This is a genomic window from Endozoicomonas sp. 2B-B, from assembly GCF_053470045.1.
Genome location: NZ_JBLZMU010000001.1, coordinates 4,291,704 through 4,317,080 on the forward strand (window position 1 = coordinate 4,291,704; position 25,377 = coordinate 4,317,080).

A 25,377-nucleotide genomic window follows, 5' to 3' on the forward strand; every position below is an offset into this window, starting at 1 on the left:
AACTGATTGGGAAGTATGAATCCATGAACCTCATGTAGTGTTCTGGCTACCGTTCAAGACACCCTGAATTATGACGGAACAATTATGTGCCCCGTTTGGTATCAATGATCTGGTCATTTTCAAAGGATTGATAAGTCATATCACCAGCTGACTGATGACGTAAGAAAGCTTTGTTTGATGAATAGGTATACATGCGATCAAAATTAGCCTACTTGACAGTTTTATACGGGCCAAGAAACCGGAATTAGTGCCAGTGATGCACAGATTGATATTGAAAAACTGCTTTCCCAGTTTCATGTCTGTCTGGGTGTCAGGTGTCTCTGTACCATCTCTCAAAGTCTGCTATTCTGGTGGCTCATTCAATAAAAATGGGTAGTACCTATGTCGCTAGAGGCAAGAGTTACCAGGCTTGAGCAAAAGGTTGAACACCTTGAGTATGCCTTTCGAGAAAACAACAAAATTCTTGAAACTACTCACGGGGTGGTCTCTCTGATCCTCAATGAACAACGGGAGAAGTTCAAAGCGGTTGATGAGAAGTTCAAAGCGGTTGATCGTCGTTTCGACAAGAGCGAAGAACTTCTGATCCAGATCGTGAACCACCTGGCCAGCAAGTAACACGCCACTTAACAACAAAACCCAGTGGATTGCCTGTCGGCAACCACTGATTTAAAGGATATGGGGAGCGAATCCCGAGAACCTGCAAACCTTGTTGAAAAACTCCGCATCAAAATTCAGGGCTTTTGTTAGCAACCATCGTCAAGGAAAGGGAAAGGACATATCAAGACGATGAGCTTTTTAAAAAGTTCTGTAGTCCGATAATATCGCCAACTATTATAAAATCAGCCCCTATTCCAGCACCTGACGGGACTACAAAAATGCCCTCCCCCGATAGTAAACTCAGCAACGACCTAGTGCTGGCCCGCAACCAGAATCCAGCCTGGCAGCTGCTGGCATCCCGACGTGGCCCCTTGATGATCAGTTGCCTTAAGACTCTGTTCGAGCAGGAACGGGAGGCAGTATCAGAAGAAGAAGCCCTCCACCTTCTGGCCGAAATTCTCAGTCAGTTTGTCAATCACGATGAGTTCGATATCGATACCGAAGACTTTCTGTTGTTAGCCAAAAAGGAAATGAGAGAGTGGCGTCGACGCAAGCTGATCGTAGAACGGGAAGGTCAGCTGTTTGCTACGGATGCCCTGCAACAGGCCATGGAGTTTATTGACGGCATGGATAACCGCATTATGACGTCTACTGCTTCCCGTCTGGCCACCGTTCAACGGGAGATCGATAATCTTGAAGCCAAGCTCAACCCCGATCAGAAAAGTCGGGCAAATGCACTGAAACGACAGATCGATGCACTGCAACAGGAGCTGGAACGGGTTAATCGTGGTGAATTTAAAGTGCTTGACGGGCCATCTGCAGTGGAAAATATACGGGAAGTTTATAACCTGGCCATGACACTGAAGTCGGACTTTCGCAGAGTTGAAGATTCCTATCGGGAGGCAGATCGTCACCTCCGCCAATCCATTATCAGTGAACAGCACCACCGGGGAGAGGTCGTCGACCGCCTGCTCGATAACCACGACCATCTCCTGAACACACCCGAAGGCCAGGTTTTCCACGGCTTTTATCAGCAGCTAAGCCACTCGGTTGAGCTGGAGAATATGAAGCATCAATTACGGAGTATTCTTGGCAGTGCCCCCTGCCGCAAGGCCCTGACACAACAACAGTCCGCCGAACTGCGCTGGCTCACCTCCAGTCTGGTCCGGGAGTCCGAATATGTAATTCGTGCCAGGGCCCGCAGCGAACGGGATGTGAAAGGTTTTCTGAAATCCGGACTGGCAGCCGAGCACCATCGTGTGGGCCAACTGCTGAATGACATTATGGAAAGCGCATTGAATCTGGATTGGCAGAACCAGAAATTACGACGCGCCCCCGCGCCATTCAAGCCGCTGGCTATCCCCTTATCCGGACTGCCTCTGATTGAACGACTGACGTTCAAGTCCCTTGAGCAGCTGGAGTCCCGGGAGCTATTGCTCACTCAAGGTGCCGTCGATCTGAATGAGCTGGACGATGATTTCTGGGACGCCTTTGATGGTCTGGACAGAGAAGCCCTTCTGGAACAGACCATTGCCCTGTTAAAGCGCCGGGGCACCCCCATGACCATCGCCGAGCTGGCAGAACACCTGCCCCCGACCCACGACCTGGAAACCCTGGCACTCTGGTTAAGCATGGCCAGGGAAGCGGAACTGATTATTGATCAGGATGAGGAGCAACTGGATATTCAGGACCGCGATGGACATTGGCTCCGATTCTATCTGCCAAAAGCTAATTTGGAAGAGGAAACCCTGTCCGCCATTAATTGGGAGCTGTAAAGCTATGAGCGATTTTTTTGACCAACTGATTGCTTCCGGGACGCAGAAACAGCAGCCCCCGGCAGATGCTCCAGAAGACCAGTCCTCCAGCCAGCAGCATGAAAGCTCAACCACAATAACGGCTAAAAACATAAAGAAGGCTGTACAGGAGCTGATGAAATTCGGTTATCTTGAAGCCAGCCGTCGACCCAATCTCTATCAACAGTCCGTTGTCTCCCGGGAGCAGATCAATCAAATTCTGGAACCTCTGGATCTGAAACTCACCATTGATGATATCCGTGGCCTTGCATTTCTGGTGGTTAGCGACCTGTGGCAAAACCAGGAAGAAGACGGGGCAGACAGTGATGAATGGACACATCCACTGGTCAGGCGACAACGGATTACTATGGAACAATCACTCCTGATCGCCATACTTCGACAACAGTATATCGCCCATGAACAAGAAGCCGGGATTGGTGCCAGTGATGCACGGGTTGATATTGAAGAACTGCTTTCCCAGCTTCAGGTCTACCTGGGTGATATGGGGAGCGACTCCCGTGAACGCAAGCGGCTGGATAATCTGCTGGACAAGCTCTCCATCCACGGACTGGTTTCAGTAGACGACAAACAGCAAACAGTAGCCATCCGACCCATCATCACACATCTGGCGAATCCTGAGAGCCTGCAAACCTTGTTGAACCACTTCAAGCAATCACACAGTCCGTCTGATGACGTTTCCACAACCATTGTCCGTGATGAGGCAGAGCAGTAAGCCATGAGCGACCACAACAATTCACAACACGACGACGCTCTACCACCGAAAAACAAGAATAGCCCGACAAAAAGCATTGATCTTTTTCAAGCAACTGATCAACCGGACACCGCTTTTGTTCTGAAAGAGCTGAGCCTCTATAACTGGGGACCGTTCCAGGGAAACAACCAGGCTACGTTTGACCTGAATGGTACCGCTATTATTGGCCCAACAGGCAGTGGTAAAACCACACTGGTTGATGCCCTGATGACCTTGATCGTTGCTCAACCCAAATACAATCTGGCCTCCACTGGCGGGCATGAAAGCGACCGGGATCTGATCTCCTACGTTCGCGGGGTGACAGGTGCCGGTAACAACTCTGGCGATGATAACCATATCGCCCGCACCGGTAGGACCATCACCGGGTTGGCAGCCCGCTTTGAACACCGCGATCAGGTGGTGCATATTGGCGGTCTGTTCTGGATTGATGTGCCAGGCAATGCTTCCACAGACCTGAAAAGACTCTGGCTATTTACCCAACGCAACGATCAAACTCTGGAGGAGTGGCTGACCCGACTGCAAGAAGACGGTAAACGCGCACTGAGGCAGTTTGAGCGCAATACGCCCGATCTAAAACTGTTTGACAGTAAAAAAGCTTACCTGGATAAGATTCAGCGTTTTTTTGAAGTGGGCAAAAATGCCTTTCCCCTGCTGAACCGGGCAGCAGGTCTGAAACAACTGAACAGCGTTGACGAGATATTCCGGGAGCTGGTACTTGAAGACCGTTCAATGTTTGTGCGGGCCGGTGAAGTGGCTACGGAATTTGATGATCTTGCCATCATCCATGAAGAGCTGAACACTGCCCGCCGTCAGCAGAGCTCACTCCAGCCCTTGTTGAGTCTCAATAAAGACTATCAGAAGCAGACACTTAAGCTATCCGAGCAGCAGGAACTGTCGGGCATTATTCCCATCTGGTTTGCTATAGCAGGCCACCAACTCTGGACAGCCAGGATTGAGGCATTGAACACATCAATAGCCGATGTCCGTAGCGCCATTGAAATGGGTCAGAAGCAACAAACCCAGCTTCAGGATCAGGCAGACCGGTTAAATGAAGTCTATCTGAAGGCGGGAGGGGCCAGTATCGAGTCTTTAGGCCGTGAAATTGAACAGCAGGAAAGACTAACCGCCGATTGTCGTCAACGAGCCAAAAATTACCAGACACTGGCCCGCAATCTCAACCTTGATGACACCCTGTCGGCAAAAGCACTCACCGCCAACCAACAGCAGATAGACCAGCAGCAGCAAGCGTTACAGGTACAGGCAGAACAACGGGAAAACGAAGTAAAAGAACTGGGATTTGAGCTGGTATCCAGAGAAAAGCAGCTGACAGAAGCCAGTAAGGAATACGACAGCGTTAAAGCCAGACCCGGCTCCAATATCAAGGGATCGCTACAGAGTTTCCGTAGCGATCTGGCTGAAGCACTGCAGCTACAAGAGGAATCCCTGCCGTTCGTAGCAGAGCTGGTAGAAGTCAAGGCTGAAGAAAAAGCGTGGCGCGGAGCGATTGAACGTGCCATTGGCAGCCATCGGGAACGGATCCTGGTCCCTTCAGAGCATATGAAAGCGGCACTTCGCTGGATCAACAGTCGTCATAACCGGGTCCATGTTCGACTGCAGGATGCCAGGAAACCGGATACACAGCCCCGGTTTTATGACGATGGTTTTACCCGCAAACTCAACTTTAAAGACCATTCTCACCGGGAAGCACTGAAAATGCTTCTGGCCAGTATTGATCGCCATTGTGTCGACTCACCGGACCAGTTAAAAATAACCCCCCACGCCATGACCCAACAGGGCTTGATGTCCGGCTCCGGCGGTCGCTATGAAAAGCAGGATCAACGCTCCCTGCATGAGAACTGGATGACCGGCTTTGACAACCGCGACCGTCTCGCCAGTCTGGAGACAGAAATTCAGACACTGCGGCAGGAAGAAAAGCTCTTCAATCAGAAATATACAAAAGCCGAGGAGCAGAAACAGGCAATACAACAAAAGCTGGACTTATTAAGCAGGCTATCAGAGATTAGCTTTGAAGAGATTAACCTGCCGGAGTACGAACAGCAACTGAGCCATCTTAAGCAACAGCTGGCCACCCTGTTAGCACCCGATTCCGATGCCGCCAAAGCCAAGGTGGAGCTGGATCAGGTCAGAGCTGCAATGAAGGAAGTACGGGCACAAATAAATGCGAAAGGGCAACAACTGGGTGCGCTGGACAGCCAACTGAACGCTGCTGAGCAGAAAAAGAACAAAGCATTTGCCGCCATTGGCCCTGGCCTGACCAATGAGCAAATGGAACTGGCCACAGGACGACTGCCTGATCTCTCTGCAGTTAACCCTGACGACCTGCCCGACCAGGAAAAAGACGCCCAGAACAAGTCAACGACCCGTATTAAGGAACTGCAGGAGGCAATAAAAACCACCGAAGGAAAACTGATCCGGCAAATGAACGAGGCCCAGAAACAGGATACCGGCGCCCTCAGTGAAGCGGGCACCGAGCTAATGGATATGCCTCAATACCTCGAACGACTGAAAGTTCTGACCGAAGAAGCCTTACCAGAAAAACAGAAGCGTTTTAAAAACTACCTTAACCAATCCTCTGATCAGGGTGTCACACAGCTGCTGAATACTATTGATAACGAAGTCAGTCAGGTGGAAGAGCGCATTGAAGACTTGAACCGTACCCTGCAACGGGTGGATTTCAAGCCCGGGCAATATCTTCAGTTAAAACCCCAGCGCGTCGTCCATGAAAGTCTGCGCACTCTGGAGTCGGCCCGTCGCCATCTGCGGGCAGCCTCCCTGAAAGACGACGATGGTGAAAGCCATTACCAGGCCCTGGTGAATATGGTGAGTTTACTGCGGGAGGCCAGTGACAATCGCAGAAATCTGGGGGCTCGGGCACTGCTTGATCCCCGCTATCGACTGCAGTTCACGGTAGAAGTTTGCGACCGTTCGGATCACACCATTATTGAACGGCTTAAGGGGTCCCAGAGTGGCAGTGGCGGTGAAAAAGAAATCCTGGCCAGCTACATTCTGACCGCTTCCCTGAGCTATGCACTCTGTCCTGCAGGTGCAGCCCGCCCATTATTTGGAACAATTGTCCTTGATGAAGCCTTCTCCAAAAGCTCCCAGGCGGTGGCAGGCAGAATAATCTCTGCCCTCAATGAGTTTGGTCTTCACCCACTGTTTGTCACACCCAATAAAGAGATCCGCCTGCTACGGGCACATACCCAATCAGCCATTCTGGTTCACCGTAAAGGGATGAAAGCCACGCTGACGCCCATGCGTTGGGAAACCCTTGCACAACACGCCAACAAAAAGAGCCTGATCGCAACCCAATCACCTGTTGCTACGGATGAGCCAGCCAATCATGAAATCACCAGATGACATAGCTCGGGAGCTGACCAGACAGTGGAATAACGCCAACATCAGGGAAACACGCCTGCTGATGGCGGACAGCTGGCCCCTGAAAATCAGAATTGGCAGGCCAACATCGCAGGTCATCAGCCAGCAGCCGGACAAAATCAGACAGCACTTCCAGCAATGGCGGCAAATAAACATCGGTGAGGTACAGTGGACTCCGGTTAACTATCGGGGAGCTGCCACCGCTATTGAGGTTCCTGTCTACTGGGTGCTGTCAAAACCCAGTGAATGGATTGAAGCAAGCGGTTGTAAAAACAGCAAACATGAATATCAACAACTACTGACAATCATCAGTCAGGTAGACCCGATTTTTCATCCATACTTCGTACGCCAAAGACGCTGGCTGGCCAAACCGGCAGACGAAGTGATCAAAGCCGCCAGGCTGGCCATGATCCTAACCCCTGGTTGTGCCCGGGGCGTGCCACTGCGCTCTCTCGGGGTGGCCAATACCGACACCAAATTTTTCGAGCGCAATCACCTGCTGATCCGGCAATTGCTTGATATCCGGTTTGATGGGCTGGCAAGCAGACTGGGGCTTGAGGAATTTCTTGACGCTACGGACGACAGTCACCACTGGTTATTAATCGCAGACCTGGATGGGGCACTGTTGCCTTTCAAACAGCTAAGGGTCAGAGATCAGGAACTCGTCACCACCCCTTTACCGGCCGACAAGATCCTGATTGTGGAAAATGAACAATGCCTGCACCTGTTACCTGCACTGTCCAATACCATAGCCATCCTGGGCGCAGGCCTGAACCTGTCATGGATGCAAGCTGCCTGGCTGTCCTCAAAAGTCCTGGCTTACTGGGGTGATATGGACACCTGGGGACTGACCATGCTGGCCAGAGCACGCAAATATCATCCAGAGCTTTCGGCACTTTTAATGAATCAGGCGCTGTTCAATCAGTACCAGGAAAGTAAAGCAGTTGCAGAGCCAAACCCATCGGTAAATGAAGACTCTACAGCACTGAAGGATGAAGAACAGCAATTCCTGACAGCTCTCAGGCTCCACGAAAAAGGGAGACTTGAGCAGGAGTTTTTACCTATGGAGATTGTTCATAGGACATTGTGTCAATGGCACTTGTCGAGCCAGGAAAGGTTTGCATCCTCCTCAAGTCAATAATACTAACCATGGGTGCCGACTGTGTTAGGATATTTGTCCCAGACAGGCCTGCTGCCAAGCTTCGATTGCCTGGTCAGTGTCTGACTCTGCTCTTCATTGGCGAAGTCGGTGGATCATCAGCAGATTGGTCTACCTGCCGGAGTGTCTGGACGTTACTATTGTTCGTGGCGTATCTCTTAATCTTGAAAAACGCGGGTATTTCCGGACAAGTTCAGATTTATTGATTTTGCGGCTGTTTGCAATAGCTTGAAAAGCCCTTTTCCGAGTTTTCAAATCCAGCTTTTTTTGCGAGTTCCCAGGGTCTCTCACAGCTGTTTGTACGCTTACACCAAAGATAGCCGGCAGAACCAATGCACCCGTGCTCATCCCGATCAGATCCAACCAAAGGTTGGAAATCTTGTTCTTCCGGGCTGTTCGAACTGCAACCGGTAAGAAGAAAGGCGGAAATGAATAGACATGAAATTAGCTTTTTCATAAAACAGACCCACGCATCTAATGAGGTACTAAACCTAAAGTTTGACGAAACAATTATAGATCAACCCATTCCAAATCATCAGAGTGTATTATTCAGCTGAAGTTTCAATGCCAGAGCATAACGAAAGGGCAAGCCGAGCCCCTCAGGTGCGTCGGATGAAGACTTTCAGAATGGAATTTACTCCAGTCACTTAATTAAGAGGCTATACTCGAAAGCTCAATTCAATAAGGATAATGATAATGCTTATTAATATACGGTCATATTTTATACTTGTAATTCTTACAACAGCTTTAGCTTTAAATGCGACAACAAAGGTTCATGCAGGTGATTTTCGAATATTAAACCTGTATGAAATCAGGGTATTAATCCTATGTTATCTTTCTGCTAAAGATCTTTTATCTCTAATGGAAGCGCTTAATATTGGGGTATATCAAAGCGTTAGTATGCATATAAAAAACGATTTGTGCGATAAAGTTAATGCTTTAAATATTGACTATATTCCTCCTGCTTTATGGCGTGAGTGCGAAGACCAGGAGCAAGGCTGGCATGACTACAGAGCTTTTACATATTGGTTTAGTGAGTATGAAGATGACTTTGATGATGAATTTTACTATCAGGAAATCAATAATCATATCAGGGGCGTACCAATGCCAGGAATGATTGAGTATAAACCTCTGGTGAGTGTCGCAACAGAAAACATAAAATTCGTAATTTCTTATGTTTGGATAGGCCCACGAGCTGACAACATATGGCATGTATTTGGTGAATTGATTGATGGTTCGGCCTTCTATTTTAATTCAGAATGTTGTTATACCGGCTTTACTGCATGGGGAGCTGGTTTAGTAAGGTTGGCGCCAAGCTGGAATTATTTAATACAAAACATGAGTGAGTCTGAAATCGAAAATTTTATTTCATCGTTGAATTTAGATGATTTTTCTAAAGATATTTTAACCCACTCAAGAACAGCAAAATCATCAGATTGCACAGAAGTATTTAGTTATTTTCTGCAAACTCTAATGTTTAAAGATGAGTACGAATCATACGAAGCGCAGATCAGATTTGAAGAACAGGAACTAGATTCAAAAAAGCTACCATCCTATATAAACTAACATTAAAGTCCTGAAGTAGCTGGATCAATGGTGATGAACAGGCTTTAACCGATCGAAGCAAGTTCTGAAAAGATTCATGATGAACTAAGTTAGTTGTCAGGTACCGTAATAACACTAATCTTTTCTCTGTTATTTGAAGTCATCAATCAAAAAGAGGCAACATTTATCCTGACATCAGGGGTCAGAATCAGAAAACAGATGCTTACTCAACCCTTTATCAAGACCTTCATCATATAGATCAATACATTGGCGTGTCTGTGTAATCAGTGCTTCGTCTTCTTCCTCACTTTGCCAATCGTCTCCATCCTTTTGTTCGGGGCTTGGCTCTCCACACGAGGCAATAGAGACAGGGTTAAGGAACCCTGAGTAATACAGTGTGGCTTCATAAGTGATAGTGCCTTGTTCCCTGTCACTGAGCAGATGGGCCTTCCAGTATTGTGGAGATTCGAATACAGGATCACAATTAGTATTTGAACATTCAAAACATCCGCATTTTCGGCGCATTGCTCTGGCCCCATTATCTATTTCTGCAGCTGCAGCTTCGCCTTCATCATCCCTGAAACCAGGATTCTCATCAAACTCATCACCAGAATCGTCAGGGCTATTGTCCGCTGCTGACCCTTGGCTGCGTTCAATATTGGCCCGGCCCAGATGGTAATTTTTATCAGAGTTGAAATGAGCTCTAAAATACTCAGTCAATAATGGCAAAATAGATAAAAAAGAGGTGTTAATGATGGCACTCACAGCATAGGATTTTAAAGATTGGGGTTGTAGACCAACATCAACATCTAAAAGAGGGGTATGAAAGCTGGCAGTCACAACTATAACTCCATCAACAGTCTGTTCATCAACTTCTCCATCGGATGTGTAGTGATCCCTGTTAAACGACCATACGCTAACCTCTTTTAGATTCAAAAGGTATCTCGGTAATTGTCCTTCTATAAAGACTCGGAGCTTTTGAGAGAGCTGGAGTGCTGTTAAAGGCAGTAAAGCTGTAAACCTGTTATCTCCACAATACCCCATTCGGGGAAGTACCATTGTACCAAAAATTGTCACTAACAGGATAAATTGCTTCATGCTATCAGGCCTTTTTTCTTGATAAAGGCAATTTATATAACCAAAATCAAAAAAGTCAATAACACTATCGAATCTATGTTTGTGCTTATCGAGATGGGAAACGAAGCGGCTAATGAAAGCATTAGTAGCTTGTCGTAATGTGCGTCCATTATTATTTTGGTAAGGCTTTTAGGGACACATTGTCGTTTTGGTTGGTCAGACTTTCTTTCAAAATAATCCATTGTCGTATAGAAAATTCTAAGTATAACAGACTAATCTCACAATATCGTATATATTCTCTCAATGTCTATATTCGTTTTTCTAGAATATAGACTCACAATTCACTGACACGAGCTTGTGTATTATGTTCTCTACAAAAGTATCTGCACTATCGCTTTTGTTTTTTGGCTGCTCTGCATTTTCCTCTGAACCATCTTTCATGGGAGAATGGGAAGGTCATCAAGAAAACACTGACTTTTTTTGCAATATATTATTTACACATCAATCCAAACTTGAATATTCACAAGATCATTTTTTTTACGTACCTTTATTGGAGGGTATTATTGTTGAAAAATTTCGCTCGGGTGAATACGGGCAATATTCTTTGATGATTGTTGATAAAGCTAACGATAAACTAATTGATTACAAGCATTATAAATTATGGTTTTACATAGATGCCATTGATCGAAAAGATAAAATCAGTACTAAAAAATGCTGCTATTAACCGATTTGGATGACACTAAAGAATTTGATAATAAAGACTTACCTACAAAAGTTTTGACAGCAGCTTACAATTTAAAGATTCAGCCGATGATTAATGAAACTTATTCTATTGGTATGATTGAGTATAAAAAGGGGAGTTATAAAAGCTGCACTGTAATGAAAAAAGATGATCCCTTTAAAGATGAGTTTTAGAATATAATGCCGAACTCAGGGACTGCTCCGAAAGCGCAGTCCTCCGAGGCTCTTTGTCAGATTAAATGGTATTAGTTGTTCTCGATACCACTTCGGCTAACTGCCCCTAGACCATCAATTTTCTTTGGTGCTTCCTTGCATGCAATAAAAGCAGGAATAGTGCTTTTCGGGTCATCTTTTATTGCTAATGACACCAAACGATGCAAACCATCCAGATGAACTAATCTTCCCTCAGCAAGTTTAGGATCGTCTATGATTTTTCCATAGTCGTAACGAATATTGATGGGCTCTACTGTTAAAAAGATTGGCTTTTCAGCAGGGTCTTTTCCTAAATGATAATTTAGAGACCCTGAACATAACGGATTATTACGCTTATCTTGTTCAGTCCAAACTTTATAACTATTTGCTGCATCTTTAGCTGTTAAGCCACACTCTGGAAGAAGGGTTTTTCGCTCACCATCATGCGTGTGCCCTGGCAATAATACTTTCATTGCTGTTTCAAATGGAAGTTCTGCGAATAACCAACCTCCATGATTTGGTAAAACAATTTCCGTATGTGCTATTTTGATATAGCCTTTGGCAATCAAGTTAGTATCACCATATTGTCCATGCTCTTTTTCGAAATTATCCAGTACTTCCCGAAAGCTGACAATTTTTGCCCCCTCAAATAAGGAATCTTTTAAATTATTGGCTACTGAATATTCACTGATCGGTTTATTTTCGGTCAAACGAGTAGTGCTGGGCATTTGTTTTTCGGTGCTATCTTTCTGCTTCAAAAAACTCGAATTGCAATGGCAATTCGTACTCATTCGAGATAAATTTATTGCATCCATAATCAATCTCCTTTTCATTTTATGATTAATAACTTAGATGCAAAATATTCTCATTTGTTCCATAAACAACTGACAAGATTGTTACTGAAATTAACGGTGATAATCTACCTGTTTTTTTAAAATATAAAGCCACCTTCAGGGGCTGCCCTGCAGCTGTAGCCTCATGGACGGCTTATTATGTCTGACTGGAATAACTAATAAGAAAACAACCATTTATTAAGCCATCTAAGTATTTCAGAGTGAACACTGGAATTGGTTGCAAGTTCTTGTTCTAGATAGATTAAGTCATCCAGATCTTGGAGGTCAGTTTGACTTGAAACCACAAAGTCAAGCATTGGAACCAAAAGGTCGTGGGAGATTACATTTAAATATTCAATGAGACCATTTACGAAGGGAAATTGAACGATATGAAATAAATGAACATTTTTATAACCATGCTTCATATAAATATCATGAATATCAGCCTTGCCTAAAATGCAAAGCATCGACAAAGTTGAGAACAGAATAAAATTGCGTAATGACCGACTGCACATGAAAATTCTCTATTACAACCAAGAATTAAGAATAACAATAGTTCAAATACATAGGAATGATTTTCAAAGCATATCAACTGTTTCAAGTTTGCGATGGCTGCCAACAGAAACCCCACCTGAAAGCACTTTTTATGCTAAAACTGAGACTTGTTGTAGGTAAAGAATATAATCGATGTTCATATGAAAACTTATTTAAAATGCATTTTAGCAATAATAACCATGGTAAATACCCTATATACTCCCAAAAGTTCAGCCATAGAAGTGTTTAAAAAGGAAGGGCGCTTATTAGTGCTGAGGGATGTGCCCATTAGTCATGTACTGACTCCACGAGTGATGATGGCCGCAATAGCATACAATTTACCGGTAACACTATCTGGTGCAGTATTGGGTAGCTTTTTTGGTGGTTTAGGAGCCTGTTTCCTTCAAGATGCTAATGTTCTTAATTCATTGCCCTCAGATAGTTTTGGTATTCATGCCACTGATTATGGAATATCTATTGTTGCTACATCATCTGAGATGTCAGCTGCCCTCAGCACTTTGGATAGTGGAATATCAATTGGTTGGACTCTGGGGGCAACTTTTGGAGCAGCGTTTGGTGCTTTTTCCATAGGTTTTATTTTTTCTAATATGATCCAGCGATATGGCTTAGATGAGGCAATATCGCGATTCACCCAGCCTTGGGCTCAAAATAGAAACACAGAATTTGATTAGAACATAAAGCCAGCTTATGAGCCGCGTTCAAAAGGAAAACCAGTTAGAAGGTTTTGATTTTACTTTTTTTATTTATTTTTTGCAGATGAAAAAAAGTTATTTTTGAAATATTCCTTTTCTTCTCTAGTCTTTTTTAACTCTCCTTCAAGGCTATTAATTTTTTTATCTTTCTCCTCCAATTCAAAAGATAGTAATTTTATTTTTTGATTCTTTTCTTTAAGTTCTTTGGTTAATACCTTAACTTCTTTTTCCAAGTCTTCCAAGTATTTTTTCTTTTTTCCTCTTGACAATGCGGCTGATATTCTATTTTTTATTTTTCTTTCATTAATATATTCTTGTCTCTCTTGATCTGTTAGTTTTCTTTTCTTAACTTTTGCCGTTTCTATATCCACTTTCATTCCAAAACATTTAGACTCATCAGTACGATCAACGATATAAGGCTCTTGAGCTCCATAGCAGGGAGAGGAAGAAGAACTACAAATCGGTTTATCCATGATGTACTCCAAGACTTAAAAAACAATGACTTTCAGATTCGGAGTTTTGTTAGACAAATAGCCTGACTTTATTCGACTTTCAACATAGAATTTATCTAGTTAACTCCGGTTTAATGAATAGTTAGATGGCTGTATTCCAGATTCGTTCCTTTTCTAACAAAATAGTTAGGAATATAGACCATTTTTAGAGCCTAATCAGATTTCAATTGAGCGATCAGCATAAGTATTCAACCATACGAAATCATATTTTCTGACTTATTGTTCAGGCACTCGCGGCAACTGCTCCTGCGTTGCTCTAGCTCCTGCATCCATGCAGTCGTGATGCGTTGCAACTCTGGTCACATAGCTTGCTATGTTCCCGTCGTTGCGCCTTGCAGAGCACCTGCCCAATAAGCCGGTAATATTCGATTCCATATGGCTGAGTACATACAATCTTCCTGCTGATAATCATCAGTTTTGTTGTCCGTCTCAGCGACAATACACATAAGGACAGATACTTATCAAGTGGTGGGAACCCCAATGTCAGGGTTAATGTTGATTGAAACACATAACCTGCAATCATTGCTTCTGTACTTTTTATTAATCCTGAACTTTGCCTGTTGAAGCCTTGGTGACAATACTGATGCAGCTTTTAAACTGGAATAAAGTACCAGATCAAATACCCACAGCAATCGGATACAAACGCCCATCGCTACACCTACGACTGTTATTTGAGCAGCTCGTAACTTACGGACGTAATCTGTTAAGAGCTACTCAGAAATGGTTTTGATCGGACAGAATGCTGACATAGGTATTAGCGGTCACTCACCACTGGCAAAAGAGAAAAAACTCGCTTACATCGTAAGCAAACGCCAAACCCAGGGGCACTGCGAGAGCAAAAAACTCTGGTTTTTTTTGTTATTCACAACTATTGAAGTAACAAAACTTAAAATAACCCTTATGTGAAAATTCAAGTGCTAATATATGCAAATACTAATCACAGAGCCTCATTTTTATGGATACTATTGTAAAGCTAAAGTACATTGAATGTGTTGTTTTTTTCATGCTTCTTTATTCTTTTAAAGTTCTCGCTTTAGACTGCCCTCATTGTTGCTACCCAATGAGTTTTACAATGGGACGATATGGATGCACATACCCATTCTGCCCCCTGTTCGTTCAGAATAGAATGGCTTCTCCTATGGGAAATCTAGAACTCAATATTGAAACACGCGATTTTAGTTTTTCTTGTAAAGGGGCAGGCTTACCTGCTCTGAATTCTTTGCGAGTCATTCCATTTCTGGCCCACCAAACATCTGTTCAAACGCAGATGCCAACAATCCCCCAAATCACGCCTATCCCGCAAATGCCATCAATCCAGCAAATGCCATCAATCCAGCAAATGCCATCAATCCAGCAAATGCCATCAATCCCGCAAACGCCAACAATCCCGCAAATCCTTCCAATCCAACAAGCCCCACCAACCCCGCAAGTTCAGGAAGCCCCGCAAACTCAACAAATGGCTTTAGCCTCTACTACTTCAAATCCACCCCCTGATGAGACTACCCGATACAGTGGGTCCGGTCAGCTTATGACAACAGACCATTTGCAAACGCCAATCGTTAAACTAAGAAATACACTTGAAGTACTGTTAAAAGATTTTGGAGTGAACCAGAGAAAACATACTGAGCTAAATTTCATCAGTGATTCCAGTTATTTTTTATTAAGGCGTTTTGCTGTGACTTGGGCCAATCTTTCCAGAAACAGGCAACTTACTAATAATCAGAGATTGGCCAAACTCTGTGAAGAGCTCGGTTTTTGTGGTATTTGGCCTCCGGATATTACATCAGAACAACCCGTTTTTGATAACTCTTTAGATACTTTGATGAATGCAGTCTTACAAAACAATCAAGTATTTATTGCATTTTATACAGAGGAAAACCCATTTATTATGTTGCACATAAACATTTTGCAGAATACATTCGCTGCCTTGCCAGTCGTACAAATTCATGGAATTGACCAGGAAAGAGGCTTTGACACGAACTTGTCTCTTGATTCTCTAAGGCAGTTCCTATTTTACCTACTTCATGCCGGTAACCAAGAACTCCGTCACGTTTCCATTTTAATCTTTAAAATAGTGAACCGTTCGCGTGAACCTAACATGGATAAATTACAAATTACCGAAAACTAATATGGAAAAAAGTATAAAATCAAATTATGGGGCAGCTTTCTCTTCACATGAGTACCTGTAGATTGAGAGCCTTGAAAATTCATCGGATGAATAACGATCTTTGTATTTTATAAGCAGAGGAGTCATTTTCTTTAACAACTTCATATTGGACTGCTGTCAGATATCAAGGCTCTGTTATTCCAGGTATATGAATCAAAACGGAGGGGTAGGGTCAGCTGGAAGGCTCTGTTATCCGCTCCTCCCGATGACATTAGCATTAATCTCAAGAATGTTAAACTTCATAACAAAATATTAAACAACGAACTCATATTAAATGGTCAGAGTCGAGGTTCACTGTTTCCCCCAAGCAGCAAATAATCAGCTGCTGGCAGCCTAATCACTTGCTAGACGTTATCAACGAGGGGAGTAAATATAGGTAGTACAAAAATGACGTGAACCAAAATCATTTCTCTTCGAAACATCTTCTTTTATAAAGTCTAATGGAATTTTACTTTCATCGAGGTTAGAGCTTGGCAGTCGTAATTTACCATTTGCAACCAAACATGACCTTACTGCTGAAAAATAATCATCAGAGTATTTCATAAATAAAAACAAAGGCCCTTCATCAACAATTTCTTTATATTTATTGAGACTACTAAGATATTCAGTTGCTCTTTTATCTCCCCATTGTAACAAAACATCTGGTTTAATACGTGCCCTTATATCCAAAGTATCTACACCGTAATGATTATAATGATCATTCTTATGACCACAGCCAAGCATTAAAGTAGAATGTTTATCTGGATTCAGTCCATTTAGAATTACAACACCATACTTTTCAAAGATGCTATTAAGTTCTTCATCGCAAACTAATGTCATTGTATCTAGTTTTTTTTCATCAGAATGAAGCATAATAAAAAGATCTAATTCATCATAAGATTCTAGTGAGTTCTGAGACTTTATCCTATGAGCTTCATCTCTGGCTGTTACTGTACTCCCTCCTGATGAATATGTATACAAAGGATTATCTGTATTATTCATTGCCATGAAAATCAGATTTGCAACTTTCAAAATTAACTCCTGATCATCTTTATTGCCTATAACTACTCCTCTTTCAGATAGATTTTCTGGTGTAATACAAAGAGTTTTATTTTTTTCTCTAGCAAGTGAACATATTTCGTTAATCTTCCTGTCTTTTAGTTCTAATCCATAATCTGGTTCAGCCTTTCTATGAGGAATTACTTTTTCCTTGGGCTTCTCATCACACCCGTTTTTCAGTTTTTTATCAGATAGAGATTCATCTATTGTATTAATTGAAGATCGCTTTTTTGCTGAAATATCCATGTTTACCTTGTGTATTAATTTGACTGCGCCTGAGTATCCTGTAAAGAAGGTAATTGCAAAGAAAATATCCCCTTCCAGGTTCATACTGATACTTTATTGAGAGCGACCTCAGGTATTTTCCTTTCACAAAAACCTGAAACACCACCATCTATTAAAATTCGAATCATTTATATCTTAACAGTATCATTTTTCATCTTTCTGTCCAGTTATTCACCACTAGGAGCCTGACCGAGAATAGCGCCCGTAGCGAGGACGGCAGAAAATTGAGGATGAAAATTCGGTTTTGTGAGGAGAATAGCAAGCTATTTGACGAACAAAAGCGGATTTTCAGACCAATTTGCTGCCGCCGCAGTAGGGCAGTCTATTCTCGGTCAGGCTCCTAGACAGCTAAATCTTCTTGAGTTAACGGTTAACCGATCAATGACTCGACTTTAGTTCCTACGTCGTTCTAACTCGCAAATCCATTAACTCTTAGTGCCCCTGAGATTAACAGGAAGTAAATTGCCCCGGATAACCATCTTTGTATGGTTACTTGCATTGATGCTCTGCCTTGAACTGGTGGTTATTTTCATAATCACAGACACATGTATCGTAATTAAAGCTACCACCTGTATCCAGACAATCATATACTTCGTCCTCCGAGAAAAAGTATGGTGCAACTATTGAAATCAAAACACCCAGGATCAAAGCCAGTACCAAGACACCCAACATGATTTTGAATACTAACCTGAAGTAGCGGTTCATATTGATTGCTCTCTTTTCTTATGGCACATAACTTCTTGCTTAACGAGCTTATCCCGTTCACTTGCCTGTTATACGGCGGTTACCCAGGTACCCTGGACAGAATGATCTTTAAGGCTTCTTTGATTTCCGCATTGTCAGCTTTCAACACTAAGTACTCAACCATACGAAATCATATTTTCTGACTTATTGTTCAGGCACTCAGACTGCGTTGCAACTCTGGTCACATAGCTTGCTATGTTCCCGTCGTCGCGCCTTACAGAGCACCTGCCCAATAAGCCAGAAATATTCGATTCCGTATGGCTGAGTACTTACACTGTCTGCTTTCAGTGCAGCAATCTCTCTTTCTTGACAGTCAAAACGTTTCTCTTGCAGATCGAACCTTTGGTGTATTTCACCACGGGTTTTACTGGCGAAGCTGACAATACCCGTGGGTGTCTTGAATATAGTTCTCTTTTTGATCGTTGTCCTGACAGACTCAGCCCTGAGGATTTAAAAACCTGATTTGCCGCCCTGGTGGAAAGCCATTGGAGCACGGTCAAAACCGATCGTAATGGCCTGCAGTTTTTCTGGAAACATGTTCTGGGCAAACACTGGGACTTTGTTGAAATCATCAAACCACCTACCGTCAAGCGACTGCCTGTTATCCTGACGCCTGCAGAGGTAGAACGACTGCTCAATACTGCACGGAAACTGCGCTATTACACCATTCTGTTGACACAGGAGAAGACTTCCCAGATCCGACATATCCAAGACTTCCGTAATGCAGTGGTCTAGAAACACTCATCCTGAATAAATAGCGTTCAGAAAAAACGTTTTAATTCAAGGTCCGCCAGAAAAGTAAACTTCAGTAGACCTTCCTTACCAGAATTCAACCCGGGCTTGTGCAACAACAGGATAAGATTGCGGCTGGGCGCAATCTATCCTTATTCGTTATGTCCGTGGCCGATTAATGCCTTTGAGAAGAAGGCTGAATTGTTACGCTAAGAAGATACAGAGTATCTTTGCTGAAGTCTTGCTCATTGGGCCATTCTATAGAACCAAATGAAACTCTTACCTGCTTAAAGTAATTAATATCTTTAAGTTCTACAAAAATACCTTTTTCCAAGTATGGAGAAACGTCAAACTCTTTGACTTCATCATTCTCAAACTCAATATGGAGTTTGTAATTCTCTAAAGCTTGTACTGATTTCACCGCAGGATTCATATTTACACCTATTTTAAAGGATCAATTTTGAATACTGAGTCTCCATTTATTGCTAAATCCCAGTTAGCCATGAGACTTTCTTTATGGATTTCTATCCAGGCATCAACAAGTTTTTGCTTGTTCTTAGGAAGATTTCCTTCAAGTATTTTGCCTGTAGGAATTTCGATAATTGCCTCAAAATTCTGATAAAAAACATGAATGTGAGGCATATTGTGTTTCTGATTATCGAAGTAATACATTCGAACAATCAGACCATAAAACATTGATATAGTAGGCATTTATTAATCCTGAGTTCAATAGCTCAACTGATTATAACCCACTGAAATATTTTGTTGAACCAAGCCGCTAACGCGGCAAAATAATACCGTTCATCCCAGCCACCCCAACATTGCCAATACTTCCTGATATCCGTATCACTCCGGCGTGGCTTATATAAGGGAGCAGCATGGAACGTTCTGAGCAAATCCGGTTTGACAAACTGTATCAAAAACACATCACCACCCTGAAACTTCAGGGCAAAAGAAAATCAACCATTGATCTATACAGCAGGCCAATTCGGCGGCTGACAACCTTCTTTGATCGTTCTCCTGACAGACTCAGCCCTGAGGATTTAAAAACCTGTTTTGCCGCCCTGGTGGAAAGCCATTCCTGGAGCACGGTCAAAACCGATCGTAATGGCCTGCAGTTTTTTCGGAAACATGTTCTGGGCAAACACTGGGACTTTGTTGAAATCATCAAACCACCGACCGTCAAGCGACTGCCTGTTATTCTGACGCCTGCAGAGGTAGAACGACTGCTCAACACTGCACGGAAACTGCCCGATTACACCATTCTGTTGACACAGGAGAAGACTTCCAAGATCCGACATATCCAGGACTACCGTAATGCAGTGGTCTGGAGACACTCATCCTGAATAAATAGCATTCAGAAAAAACGTTTTGATTCAAGGTCTGCCAGAAAAGTAAACTTCAGTAGACCTTCCTTACCAGAATTCAACCCGGGCTTGTGCAACAGGATAAGATTGCGGCTGGGCGCAATCTATCCTTATTCGTTATCTGCGTTAACCAGTTAGGAAGTACTTTGCTTTAGAATCGCTTCTTTTCCAACATGCTTGCTTGTCGTTCATTGTTCTTTGTGAAGATTACTGTTTTTTTATTACTCTCTATTCAGCAAGGTAGTCTATTAGACACCCGATGTTGTAGCCAATTGTTCCAAGAGTTACAGGAGTGTAGAGAAAACCAATATTTATTCCTCTATCTTGTTCATCGAGCCCGTCTGTAGCAAGATAACAGTGAAAAAATATGCCAGTATAGAGTCCCCAAATTGATAGGGTTTTCGCCCAACTTATTGTCTGCTCCTCATCTTGAAACTGTACAGCGAAACTGTCTGTAGCAGTCGATAAGCTGGCAAGTAAAGCAAATACCCGAGCGGTTTTCATAGGCTTATCTACTACAAATTGAACTCTGAGTTTAGGCATAAGATTAACGAAGCTATCACTTCATGCCAATACTTACACTCTGAGTACGTGAATACTACCAGCAGATCCCGCTATTTATACGACCTAAGGTCGTGTAAGTTGGCATATAAAAATATTCCCCTTTAGTACCAAGGCTTGTAAAGGTATATAACTGATTACATAAATTCATAGCTAAAAATGTTTGCGAGAGTATAAAAAAAGCAGAACTAAATCCCATGGCACCCCTGACTTCCAGTGTCGTTTACTTGTTCAAGATGTAAGCATGATCGATGCTGTCCGCAAACTTCGCCTTTGAAATTCGTTTAATATAATACTTAAAGGAATATTCAGTTCACTGTCTGCCTAAGCCTACAAAGTTAGTAAAAATTAACATTTACACGTCTCAAGGCGTGTAAAGTGTTAGAGCTGTGGAATACTACAACCACTTCAACATTCTTTCAGGAGTAGCGAATATGGGCGCAATCTGTCCTTATTCGTTATGCGGCGGTTATTCTGAACGAGAATTACTTTATAACTAATATGGCAGCTATTTAAGTATGAACTATATATAAACCTACTTTTTGTTATGGCGTTTTCAAAATGAAATGAAATATTTTAGGCTTTGCACATTAACCTTACTGCTTTTTATTGTACTAAAACCTGAAGCAGCATTTGAAAGAATAATCATTAAATCTGACAAAATACCAGTACTTGAAATCACAGCCAAATATAATCATCAAGCATCTAGGACTAGAAATATAGTCCCCGATAAAATTATTGTCAGATCATTACTATCAGATACAGTAAGGGGCAGGCTGGGGACACATTCCTTCTTTACAGCTCTAGAGAATTTTTCGCGTTCTTTGTACAGGACAGGAATTATGAGTATGACTGCTGAACGCGAATATTCTAAGAATTTTACTTTATCATTCGCTAACGCACCTAGTTTATTGTTAAGAACGCCAGCTATTGACATGATGGATTGGCAAGTGGTTTTTTCTCATCTAAATCAAGACAATCTGCTTTATCAATCTGGCTGTCAAATCCCAGGAGTTCATCCACTTATATTATTTTTCTCGAGTGATTTTTTGAATTATCTTGATCAGAATATTTTGACAGGGCTCGCAGGCAGCCAAGCAATACAAATTCCTTTATTACAATTAACTGCTAATACTGAGAACTATTTAACAGATGATTTGGTATTTACAGAATCTGCTAATGAAACAGACTTGATTATTAATATATACCCACAAGGCGAGAATCAAGTGTCTCCTCCAGAAGGGTATACAATGAAACGTTTTTTTGAGGGCAGCTTAAAACATTACCAATAGCCGCTAACGCGGCAAAAAAATACCGTTCATCCCAGCCACCCCAACATTGCCAATACTTCCTGATATCCGTACCACTCCGGCGCGGCTTATATAAGGAAGCAACATGGAACGTTCTGTGCAAATCCGGTTTGACAAACTGTATCAAAAACACATCACCACCCTGAAGCTTCAGGGCAAAAGAAAATCAACCATTGATCTATACAGCAGGCCAATTGGGCGGCTGGCAACCTTCTTTGATCGTTCTCCTGACAGACTCAGCCCTGAGGATTTAAAAACCTGTTTTGCCGCCCTTGGTGGAAAACCATTCCTGGAGCACGGTCAAAACCGATCGTAATGGCCTGCAGTTTTTCTGGAAACTGTGGCTGGTACTGAAACATGTATTACCCAGGCGACTTCGACGATCACGGGATTATGGATTTTTACACAGCAACGCAAAAAAACAATTATCACTGTTGCAACTGGTTTTAAATGTGATGGTGAAAGCAGTCGAACCCGTCATTCTCCTGAAATTCACATGCAGGCGTTGCGCTGAGTCTATGAAACACATTGCGTTCAGTTTCCTGAAACCGACCTGAGTTATTGTCACATCAACAAACACCACCATTCACAAGCAAGGAGGAAATGTAAACTCAGCCAGGCAGATCCGACATATCCAAGACTACCGTAATGCAGTGGTCTGGAGACACTCATCCTGAATAAATAGCGTTCAGCAAAAACGTTTTGATTCAAGGTCCGCCAGAAAAGTAAACTCCGATAGACCTTCCTTACCAGAATTAAACCAGGGCTTGTGCAACAACAAGATAAGATTGCGGCTGAGCGCAATCTATCCTTATTCGTTATGTGCGATTTCCACTTAGCGGGATTTTTAGTGGACACCGAGCAAGAGGCCTTTAACACTCAAATCTTCATCAAGATCAGGCCAATGGATACCATCCCCCTCCCCAAGCAACTCCCAATTGTTGAGTTGTTGTTTGGTTCCATTTAAAAGAGATGGAAACCAAGAGATTGGTACCAAAATAACTCTGCCATCAACCAAACTAACAATTAGCTCAGATTCAGAAAATTTAACATCTTGAGCTAATGGATGTGCCTCAACCTTTAAAGTATTCATTCCATGCCTCCAAGAATTTATCTTGATTTTTATCTACATGCTTTTGAAGCTCCCTTATCTCTTTGGCAGAGAATCTTGTTGAGCTTGCAAGCATGACAGGTTTTAACCAGAATTTTGCGAGAGCTTTGTCACGCTGAATATGAATATGGGCAGGTTCTCCATTTTCATTGGAGTAGAAGAAAAACCTGTATGGCCCGATTCTTAAAATAGTTGGCAATCTGAGCACTCCCATAGATAAATCATTTAAAAATAAGTTATTGATATTCATATGAGATCATACAACTATGAGTCATAAGATAGCTGATTGGTTCAATTTTGACGATGTTTGTTTTCGCGCATAACGCCTGCGTGTGGGGCGTCGTTGCAAGCGGCGTCCCAGGCACCACGCACTTGTTGAACCAATCCGCTAACGTGGCAAAAAAAAATACCGTTCATCCCAGCCACCCCAACATTGCCAATACTTCCTGATATCCGTACCATTCCGGCGCGGCTTATATAAGGAAGCAACATGGAACGTTCTGAGCAAATCCGGTTTGACATACTGTATCAAAAACACATCACCACCCTGAAACTTCAGGGCAAAAGAAAATCAACCATTGATCTATACAGCAGGCCAATTGGGCGGCTGGAAACCTTCTTTGATCGTTGTCCTGACAGACTCAGCCCTGAGGATTTAAAAACCTGTTTTGCCGCCCTGGTGGAAAACCATTCCTGGAGCACGGTCAAAACCGATCGTAATGGCCTGCAGTTTTTCTGGAAACATGTTCTGGGCATGCGCCGCAGGCGCAGTCCCCTGGAAATTTTTGTTATGCCTATACTTCGATATATTTTTGAAGGTTGAAAGTTGGTATGAAGACACAGCTAAAAATTTATTTATTCAGTATTCTGATAACTATAAATTCTATTAACGTCTCTGCTAACAATGAATTTTACGATATTGGAGTGATTGAGAACTTCACATCAAAACTAACTGATTATAAGCAGTACGTAGGTCTTGGTTTCGCCTGTTTATTTTTGCCCACTTTAATAAATCGAAGTGATAGTTATTACAACACAATTACAACAGCAAATGCTTTATTAGCCGCCCTCGGTGGATCTATTGGATATTTAGCAGGTGTTACAGTAGCAAATTCACCTGAGTTAATTAGAAAAGCAACAATTCTTATAGGAGAAAATATTAATTACATTGTAAAAATGAATTCGCTTTCAATCGAAATTTCAGATGTACTTTTAATGATAGAAAAAGATCTAAAAATGCTTTTAAATCTAACTCTTTCTGCTTCGGCTCTGGGGTTAGCAATAGCTACGATTTTGCTTAGCGAGCTAGATCAGCTGATCTACATCCTCACGTCTCGACATGCTTATTTGTTTTTGTGATTTGAGGCATAACGCCGCAATAAGCCGCTGAGCCGCAGGCGAGGTCAGGTGGAGGCCGAAGGCCGGGACGAACTTGATTGCTTTGTTATGTGCTTGAACTTACAGGTTGTGTTATTTGATGTAGTAACCTGCCGCTTTCCATTCGTTGTCAACTTGCATAAACGTTACTGTTTCAGTGGCTTCACTTTTATTTGTGAATCTTGAATGGTATGTCATGACTTCATATTTGCCTTCTGGAGCATTTGGCAAATTTGAAACAGTTTGAGAAGCTATAAATTTTCTGGAAGTTAAATGACCTCCAACAGAGCCGGAGGCTTATTAGGTGACGCCCTCAAAGGGCTTTTATTGCACCCAAGGGCGCGTGTCAAAACCAAGTTTCAGCTGATCTCGTGTTTCATCATTTATCTCCTGATTTCGGATATATGCCTTAACCAGATCTTCATCAAGACCTACTGTGCTGACGAAATACCCTCTTGCCCAGAAATGCTCACCAGAAAAATTCCTCTGCTTACCTTTGAAGTGTCTCGCAATAGCTATTGCGTATTTACCCTTCAAATAGCCAACAACATTTGGAACAGAGTGTTTCGGCGGGATGCTAATGCAAATATGAACGTGATCTCGCATCAAATGCCCTTCCACAATTTCACACCCTTTGCGACTGGCAAGATCATGGAAAATGGCTCCCAGAAATTTTCTCAAGCTCCCATAAATAACCTTTTGTCTCTTTTTGGGAATAAAGACAATGTGATACTTACAATCCCATCGAGTATGAGTCAGACTTTTGTAGTCTGGCATAAGTTAAACCTCTTGGTTCTTGGCGGAACCCTTGAGGTTAG

The 25,377-nt window shown here is 42.7% G+C and carries 26 protein-coding genes and 2 pseudogenes; 17 read left to right on the top strand and 11 right to left on the bottom strand.

The genetic code is table 11. The annotated features are described in order from the left end of the window. Nucleotides 1–381 precede the first annotated feature (381 nt). The 6 genes from ACOMHB_RS16615 to ACOMHB_RS16640 all read left to right on the top strand — a co-directional run bounded on the left by ACOMHB_RS16615 (nt 382) and on the right by ACOMHB_RS16640 (nt 9,286). Entirely contained in the window at nt 382–615 is a 234-nt protein-coding gene (locus ACOMHB_RS16615; protein WP_448217456.1) for a hypothetical protein, read from the top strand. Nucleotides 616–875: 260 nt separating this feature from the next. Continuing rightward, on the top strand, nt 876–2,372 hold the full coding sequence (locus tag ACOMHB_RS16620) for a DUF3375 domain-containing protein (protein ID WP_448217457.1): 1,497 nt from the start codon (nt 876–878) through the stop codon (nt 2,370–2,372). 4 nt (nt 2,373–2,376) lie between these two features. Further along, nucleotides 2,377–3,123, top strand: a complete 747-nt coding sequence (locus ACOMHB_RS16625; RefSeq protein WP_448217458.1) for a DUF4194 domain-containing protein — start codon at nt 2,377–2,379, stop codon at nt 3,121–3,123. A gap of 3 nt (nt 3,124–3,126) precedes the next feature. Beyond that, nucleotides 3,127–6,543: an ATP-binding protein gene (locus ACOMHB_RS16630; protein ID WP_448217459.1), complete on the top strand. Its 3,417-nt coding sequence runs from the start codon at nt 3,127–3,129 to the stop codon at nt 6,541–6,543. After that, entirely contained in the window at nt 6,527–7,702 is a 1,176-nt protein-coding gene (locus ACOMHB_RS16635; RefSeq protein ID WP_448217460.1) for a Wadjet anti-phage system protein JetD domain-containing protein, read from the top strand. The genes ACOMHB_RS16630 and ACOMHB_RS16635 overlap by 17 nt, the downstream gene beginning before the upstream one ends. Before the next feature lie 714 nt (nt 7,703–8,416). Then, on the top strand, nt 8,417–9,286 hold the full coding sequence (locus tag ACOMHB_RS16640; RefSeq protein WP_448217461.1) for a hypothetical protein: 870 nt from the start codon (nt 8,417–8,419) through the stop codon (nt 9,284–9,286). A gap of 174 nt (nt 9,287–9,460) precedes the next feature. Here ACOMHB_RS16640 and ACOMHB_RS16645 read toward each other — a convergent pair whose 3' ends face one another. Further along, nucleotides 9,461–10,363: a hypothetical protein gene (locus tag ACOMHB_RS16645; RefSeq protein ID WP_448217462.1), complete on the bottom strand. Its 903-nt coding sequence runs from the start codon at nt 10,361–10,363 to the stop codon at nt 9,461–9,463. Between the two features lie 343 nt (nt 10,364–10,706). Between ACOMHB_RS16645 and ACOMHB_RS16650 the strand changes: the two genes are divergently transcribed. Both ACOMHB_RS16650 and ACOMHB_RS16655 read left to right on the top strand, forming a co-directional pair. Then, nucleotides 10,707–11,066 (top strand): hypothetical protein, encoded by a 360-nt coding sequence (locus ACOMHB_RS16650; RefSeq protein ID WP_448217463.1) that lies wholly within the window; start codon nt 10,707–10,709, stop codon nt 11,064–11,066. Further along, nucleotides 11,054–11,257, top strand: a complete 204-nt coding sequence (locus tag ACOMHB_RS16655; RefSeq protein ID WP_448217464.1) for a hypothetical protein — start codon at nt 11,054–11,056, stop codon at nt 11,255–11,257. The genes ACOMHB_RS16650 and ACOMHB_RS16655 overlap by 13 nt, the downstream gene beginning before the upstream one ends. 71 nt (nt 11,258–11,328) lie before the next feature. Here the strand turns inward: ACOMHB_RS16655 and ACOMHB_RS16660 are convergent, their stop codons facing one another. Further along, nucleotides 11,329–12,090: a DUF6309 family protein gene (locus tag ACOMHB_RS16660; RefSeq protein ID WP_448217465.1), complete on the bottom strand. Its 762-nt coding sequence runs from the start codon at nt 12,088–12,090 to the stop codon at nt 11,329–11,331. Between the two features lie 713 nt (nt 12,091–12,803). On the opposite strand from ACOMHB_RS16660, the gene ACOMHB_RS16665 reads away from it, so the two are divergent. Further along, a complete protein-coding gene (locus tag ACOMHB_RS16665; RefSeq protein ID WP_448217466.1) occupies nt 12,804–13,334 on the top strand; it encodes a hypothetical protein in 531 nt (176 codons plus the stop codon). Nucleotides 13,335–13,402: 68 nt separating this feature from the next. Here the strand turns inward: ACOMHB_RS16665 and ACOMHB_RS16670 are convergent, their stop codons facing one another. Continuing rightward, complete coding sequence (locus ACOMHB_RS16670; protein ID WP_448217467.1) at nt 13,403–13,828, bottom strand: hypothetical protein; 426 nt, start codon at nt 13,826–13,828, stop codon at nt 13,403–13,405. 1,165 nt (nt 13,829–14,993) lie between these two features. On the opposite strand from ACOMHB_RS16670, the gene ACOMHB_RS16675 reads away from it, so the two are divergent. Further along, nucleotides 14,994–15,995, top strand: a complete 1,002-nt coding sequence (locus ACOMHB_RS16675; protein ID WP_448217468.1) for a hypothetical protein — start codon at nt 14,994–14,996, stop codon at nt 15,993–15,995. Between the two features lie 393 nt (nt 15,996–16,388). On the opposite strand, the gene ACOMHB_RS16680 is transcribed toward ACOMHB_RS16675, so the two are convergent. Continuing rightward, a complete protein-coding gene (locus tag ACOMHB_RS16680) occupies nt 16,389–17,402 on the bottom strand; it encodes a hypothetical protein (RefSeq protein WP_448217469.1) in 1,014 nt (337 codons plus the stop codon). A gap of 1,173 nt (nt 17,403–18,575) precedes the next feature. Here ACOMHB_RS16680 and ACOMHB_RS16685 point away from each other — a divergent pair. Beyond that, nucleotides 18,576–18,836 carry a hypothetical protein gene (locus ACOMHB_RS16685; protein WP_448217470.1) on the top strand — a complete coding sequence of 87 codons (261 nt, stop codon included), beginning with the start codon at nt 18,576–18,578 and terminating at the stop codon, nt 18,834–18,836. A 172-nt stretch (nt 18,837–19,008) separates the two neighbouring features. On the opposite strand, the gene ACOMHB_RS16690 is transcribed toward ACOMHB_RS16685, so the two are convergent. Beyond that, nucleotides 19,009–19,266: a DUF2442 domain-containing protein gene (locus tag ACOMHB_RS16690; protein WP_422134266.1), complete on the bottom strand. Its 258-nt coding sequence runs from the start codon at nt 19,264–19,266 to the stop codon at nt 19,009–19,011. 8 nt (nt 19,267–19,274) lie between these two features. After that, entirely contained in the window at nt 19,275–19,544 is a 270-nt protein-coding gene (gene dhiT / locus ACOMHB_RS16695; RefSeq protein WP_422134267.1) for a type II toxin-antitoxin system toxin DhiT, read from the bottom strand. Between the two features lie 167 nt (nt 19,545–19,711). Here dhiT and ACOMHB_RS16700 point away from each other — a divergent pair, with 167 nt between their 5' ends. After that, nucleotides 19,712–20,179, top strand: coding sequence for a phage integrase N-terminal SAM-like domain-containing protein (locus ACOMHB_RS16700; protein ID WP_448217471.1), 468 nt, complete (start codon nt 19,712–19,714; stop codon nt 20,177–20,179). Nucleotides 20,180–20,428: 249 nt separating this feature from the next. On the opposite strand, the gene ACOMHB_RS16705 is transcribed toward ACOMHB_RS16700, so the two are convergent. Continuing rightward, on the bottom strand, nt 20,429–20,743 hold the full coding sequence (locus ACOMHB_RS16705; protein WP_448217472.1) for a hypothetical protein: 315 nt from the start codon (nt 20,741–20,743) through the stop codon (nt 20,429–20,431). Between the two features lie 866 nt (nt 20,744–21,609). Here ACOMHB_RS16705 and ACOMHB_RS16710 point away from each other — a divergent pair. From ACOMHB_RS16710 to ACOMHB_RS16720, 3 genes and pseudogenes are all read left to right on the top strand, one after another. Further along, nucleotides 21,610–22,053 (top strand): hypothetical protein, encoded by a 444-nt coding sequence (locus ACOMHB_RS16710; protein ID WP_448217473.1) that lies wholly within the window; start codon nt 21,610–21,612, stop codon nt 22,051–22,053. Between the two features lie 103 nt (nt 22,054–22,156). Beyond that, nucleotides 22,157–22,387 carry a phage integrase N-terminal SAM-like domain-containing protein gene (locus ACOMHB_RS16715; protein ID WP_448217474.1) on the top strand — a complete coding sequence of 77 codons (231 nt, stop codon included), beginning with the start codon at nt 22,157–22,159 and terminating at the stop codon, nt 22,385–22,387. 22 nt (nt 22,388–22,409) lie between these two features. Further along, nucleotides 22,410–22,628 (top strand): annotated as a pseudogene (locus tag ACOMHB_RS16720) (IS91 family transposase); the annotation flags it as partial. A 290-nt stretch (nt 22,629–22,918) separates the two neighbouring features. Here the strand turns inward: ACOMHB_RS16720 and ACOMHB_RS16725 are convergent. Together ACOMHB_RS16725 and ACOMHB_RS16730 are read right to left on the bottom strand one after the other, a co-directional pair. Further along, entirely contained in the window at nt 22,919–23,164 is a 246-nt protein-coding gene (locus ACOMHB_RS16725; RefSeq protein ID WP_448217475.1) for a DUF2442 domain-containing protein, read from the bottom strand. Continuing rightward, complete coding sequence (locus ACOMHB_RS16730; protein ID WP_448217476.1) at nt 23,145–23,432, bottom strand: DUF4160 domain-containing protein; 288 nt, start codon at nt 23,430–23,432, stop codon at nt 23,145–23,147. The genes ACOMHB_RS16725 and ACOMHB_RS16730 overlap by 20 nt, the downstream gene beginning before the upstream one ends. Nucleotides 23,433–23,672: 240 nt before the next feature. On the opposite strand from ACOMHB_RS16730, the gene ACOMHB_RS16735 reads away from it, so the two are divergent. Next, the gene (locus ACOMHB_RS16735; protein WP_448217477.1) at nt 23,673–24,005 is read left to right on the top strand and encodes a phage integrase N-terminal SAM-like domain-containing protein; all 333 of its coding nucleotides are present in this window, start codon (nt 23,673–23,675) and stop codon (nt 24,003–24,005) included. Between the two features lie 8 nt (nt 24,006–24,013). Beyond that, the gene (locus ACOMHB_RS16740; protein WP_448217478.1) at nt 24,014–24,541 is read left to right on the top strand and encodes a hypothetical protein; all 528 of its coding nucleotides are present in this window, start codon (nt 24,014–24,016) and stop codon (nt 24,539–24,541) included. 111 nt (nt 24,542–24,652) lie between these two features. On the opposite strand, the pseudogene ACOMHB_RS16745 reads toward ACOMHB_RS16740, so the two are convergent. Beyond that, nucleotides 24,653–24,826 (bottom strand): annotated as a pseudogene (locus ACOMHB_RS16745) (DUF4019 domain-containing protein); the annotation flags it as partial. Between the two features lie 57 nt (nt 24,827–24,883). After that, on the bottom strand, nt 24,884–25,336 hold the full coding sequence (gene tnpA / locus ACOMHB_RS16750; RefSeq protein WP_448217479.1) for an IS200/IS605 family transposase: 453 nt from the start codon (nt 25,334–25,336) through the stop codon (nt 24,884–24,886). Nucleotides 25,337–25,377 lie beyond the last annotated feature (41 nt).

Bases quoted from the DNA above. Each gene is read 5' to 3' on its own strand.
- ACOMHB_RS16615 (WP_448217456.1), top strand. From the start codon at position 382: ATGTCGCTAGAGGCAAGAGTTACCAGGCTTGAGCAAAAGGTTGAACAC.
- ACOMHB_RS16620 (WP_448217457.1), top strand. From the start codon at position 876: ATGCCCTCCCCCGATAGTAAACTCAGCAACGACCTAGTGCTGGCCCGC.
- ACOMHB_RS16625 (WP_448217458.1), top strand. From the start codon at position 2,377: ATGAGCGATTTTTTTGACCAACTGATTGCTTCCGGGACGCAGAAACAG.
- ACOMHB_RS16630 (WP_448217459.1), top strand. From the start codon at position 3,127: ATGAGCGACCACAACAATTCACAACACGACGACGCTCTACCACCGAAA.
- ACOMHB_RS16635 (WP_448217460.1), top strand. From the start codon at position 6,527: ATGAAATCACCAGATGACATAGCTCGGGAGCTGACCAGACAGTGGAAT.
- ACOMHB_RS16640 (WP_448217461.1), top strand. From the start codon at position 8,417: ATGCTTATTAATATACGGTCATATTTTATACTTGTAATTCTTACAACA.
- ACOMHB_RS16645 (WP_448217462.1), bottom strand. From the start codon at position 10,363: ATGAAGCAATTTATCCTGTTAGTGACAATTTTTGGTACAATGGTACTT.
- ACOMHB_RS16650 (WP_448217463.1), top strand. From the start codon at position 10,707: ATGTTCTCTACAAAAGTATCTGCACTATCGCTTTTGTTTTTTGGCTGC.
- ACOMHB_RS16655 (WP_448217464.1), top strand. From the start codon at position 11,054: ATGCTGCTATTAACCGATTTGGATGACACTAAAGAATTTGATAATAAA.
- ACOMHB_RS16660 (WP_448217465.1), bottom strand. From the start codon at position 12,090: ATGGATGCAATAAATTTATCTCGAATGAGTACGAATTGCCATTGCAAT.
- ACOMHB_RS16665 (WP_448217466.1), top strand. From the start codon at position 12,804: ATGAAAACTTATTTAAAATGCATTTTAGCAATAATAACCATGGTAAAT.
- ACOMHB_RS16670 (WP_448217467.1), bottom strand. From the start codon at position 13,828: ATGGATAAACCGATTTGTAGTTCTTCTTCCTCTCCCTGCTATGGAGCT.
- ACOMHB_RS16675 (WP_448217468.1), top strand. From the start codon at position 14,994: ATGGCTTCTCCTATGGGAAATCTAGAACTCAATATTGAAACACGCGAT.
- ACOMHB_RS16680 (WP_448217469.1), bottom strand. From the start codon at position 17,402: ATGAACCTGGAAGGGGATATTTTCTTTGCAATTACCTTCTTTACAGGA.
- ACOMHB_RS16690 (WP_422134266.1), bottom strand. From the start codon at position 19,266: ATGAATCCTGCGGTGAAATCAGTACAAGCTTTAGAGAATTACAAACTC.
- dhiT (WP_422134267.1), bottom strand. From the start codon at position 19,544: ATGCCTACTATATCAATGTTTTATGGTCTGATTGTTCGAATGTATTAC.
- ACOMHB_RS16700 (WP_448217471.1), top strand. From the start codon at position 19,712: ATGGAACGTTCTGAGCAAATCCGGTTTGACAAACTGTATCAAAAACAC.
- ACOMHB_RS16705 (WP_448217472.1), bottom strand. From the start codon at position 20,743: ATGCCTAAACTCAGAGTTCAATTTGTAGTAGATAAGCCTATGAAAACC.
- ACOMHB_RS16710 (WP_448217473.1), top strand. From the start codon at position 21,610: ATGACTGCTGAACGCGAATATTCTAAGAATTTTACTTTATCATTCGCT.
- ACOMHB_RS16715 (WP_448217474.1), top strand. From the start codon at position 22,157: ATGGAACGTTCTGTGCAAATCCGGTTTGACAAACTGTATCAAAAACAC.
- ACOMHB_RS16725 (WP_448217475.1), bottom strand. From the start codon at position 23,164: ATGAATACTTTAAAGGTTGAGGCACATCCATTAGCTCAAGATGTTAAA.
- ACOMHB_RS16730 (WP_448217476.1), bottom strand. From the start codon at position 23,432: ATGAATATCAATAACTTATTTTTAAATGATTTATCTATGGGAGTGCTC.
- ACOMHB_RS16735 (WP_448217477.1), top strand. From the start codon at position 23,673: ATGGAACGTTCTGAGCAAATCCGGTTTGACATACTGTATCAAAAACAC.
- ACOMHB_RS16740 (WP_448217478.1), top strand. From the start codon at position 24,014: ATGAAGACACAGCTAAAAATTTATTTATTCAGTATTCTGATAACTATA.
- tnpA (WP_448217479.1), bottom strand. From the start codon at position 25,336: ATGCCAGACTACAAAAGTCTGACTCATACTCGATGGGATTGTAAGTAT.